At 74.8% G+C, this 1,928-nt stretch carries 3 protein-coding genes; all 3 read right to left on the reverse strand.

Going from position 1 to position 1,928, the window contains the following annotated elements:
• A partial coding sequence (locus ABZ641_RS35360; protein WP_359988502.1) for a biotin carboxylase N-terminal domain-containing protein occupies nt 1–273 on the reverse strand: 273 nt, incomplete at its 3' end.
• A gap of 9 nt (nt 274–282) precedes the next feature.
• The gene (locus ABZ641_RS35365; RefSeq protein ID WP_344621620.1) at nt 283–888 is read right to left on the reverse strand and encodes an urea amidolyase associated protein UAAP2; all 606 of its coding nucleotides are present in this window, start codon (nt 886–888) and stop codon (nt 283–285) included.
• A complete protein-coding gene (locus ABZ641_RS35370) occupies nt 885–1,694 on the reverse strand; it encodes an urea amidolyase associated protein UAAP1 (protein WP_359988504.1) in 810 nt (269 codons plus the stop codon). The genes ABZ641_RS35365 and ABZ641_RS35370 overlap by 4 nt, the downstream gene beginning before the upstream one ends.
• Nucleotides 1,695–1,928: the final 234 nt, after the last annotated feature.

Consider the following 1,928-nt stretch of genomic DNA (forward strand, 5'->3'; position numbering starts at 1 on the left):
GGCGGCGTCCTCGGAGAGGAACCCGTAGCCGGGGTGGACCGCACCGGCTCCGCTGTCGTGGGCGGCCTGCAGCACCAGGTCGGTGCGCAGGTAGCTGTCCTTGGCGGCGGCCGGGCCGAGCCGCACCGCGTGGTCGGCGAGCCGGACGTGCGGCGCGGAGCGGTCCGGGTCGGAGTACACGGCGACGGTGGCGATGCCGATCCGGCGCGCGGTACGGACGATCCGGGCGGCGATCTCGCCGCGGTTGGCGATCAGCAGGGTGTCGTAGGCCATGGTTCCCGCTCAGTCCTCGGTGATCGTCATGCGGACGGGCGTCGGGTCGAAGCCGTTGCACGGGTTGTTGATCTGCGGGCAGTTGGAGACCAGCACCAGGACGTCCGTCTCGGCCCGCAGCACGACCCGCAGGCCGGCGGCGGAGAGGCCGTCGACGATGCCGAGGGTGCCGTCCGCCTCGACCGGCACGTTCATGTACCAGTTGATGTTGGAGACCAGGTCGCGCTTGCCGAGGCCGTGCCGGGCGCCCTCGGCGAGGAAGTTCTCCACACAGGCGTGCTGCGACCAGGTGTGGTGGCCGTAGCGCAGGGTGTTGGACTCCTTGGAGCAGGCCCCGGCGATGGTGTCGTGCCGGCCGCAGTCGTCCTCGACCACCGTCATCAGCGGGGTGTGCTCGGTGGAGAGCAGCACGGTGCCCTTGTCGACGAAGACCGAGCCCTGGGCCTGCAGGGTGTCGGCGGCGCTGTAGCGGACGGACGGGTCGTGGGCGTCGTAGACCAGGCAGTCCACGGCCTGGTTGCCGTGCAGGTCGGTGACGGTGAGCAGCTGTCCGCGGCGGACGACGGCGGACCAGGCGCCGCGGGCGGGCACCTCGGCGTCGAGCAGGACGGTCATCGGGCCCCCAGGGCGGCGGTGTTGAGGTGGGCGCGGTGGCGTTCGGGCGTGGCGTCCCAGTGCGGGTCGCCGGGGCCGGTCACCTCGCCGGGCACGGCGGTGACCTGCAGCGGCGAGCAGTGCCAGGCCGGACGCGGGTCCAGCGGGTGGGCGGTGTTGGCGAGCAGCAGGGTGGTGTGCTGCTCCAGGCGCAGGACGACCCGGGTGCCGGGGCCGGCCGAGCCGGTCGGGTGCAGGGTGCCGTCCGCGGCGACGGTCACGCCCCGGAAGAAGGAGACCGGGGCGGGCAGGTCGCGCCGGGTCAGGCCGTGCTTGGCGGCGGCCAGGGCGAGCAGCTCGCGGCCCGCGGGGGAGGGGCCGTGCGCGGCGCCGTCGCCGTAGCGGGCGGTGTTGCGGGCGGCGGTGGAGGTGCCGGCCAGCGCGTCGTGCCGGCCGGAGGTGTCCTCGACCAGGGTGGCGAGCACCCGGCCCTGGTCGGAGAGCAGCTGGCTGCCCTCGGTGAGGTAGGCGTTCCACTGCACCTTGACGGTGTCGGCCGCGTTCAGCCGCTCCCACGGCCGCCCGGTGACGTACAGCAGGAGGTGCGCGCAGGCGTCGCCGTCCCGGTCGGTGAGGGTGACCACCGTGCCGGCCGGGAGGACGAGGTGGGTGTAGCCGCCGGCGGCGACGGTCTCGGACCACAGGGTGCCCGGCGGGGGCGGCAGCAGCGGCATGCAGTCGACGACCGTGCCCGCCTGGGACCTGGCGTGGGCGCGGGCGGCCGTGGTGGTGGCGGTGCCGGCCTCGGCCTCGTGGATTTCTGTCATGCGACAGAAATTAGGGAGGCCCGGCTTCACCGCCATTGCCCGTGCGTAACACGGGAGTTACCGTCCCCTCACCGGGGCCGCCGACCGTGGTGAGGGGCACCGGTGTGCGAGGATCGCCGGGTGTCCGCCACCAGCCGTCCGACCGCCCCGCACGCCCGCGCCGCCCGCACCGCCACCACCTCCGGCACGGGCCGCGTCGGCCGGCCGCGCGCCCAGGGCCCCTCGGCGAGCGGC

Origin of the sequence: Kitasatospora sp. NPDC007106 (genome assembly GCF_040634455.1) — a bacterium.
Taxonomy (GTDB): Bacteria; Actinomycetota; Actinomycetes; order Streptomycetales; family Streptomycetaceae; genus Kitasatospora; species Kitasatospora arboriphila.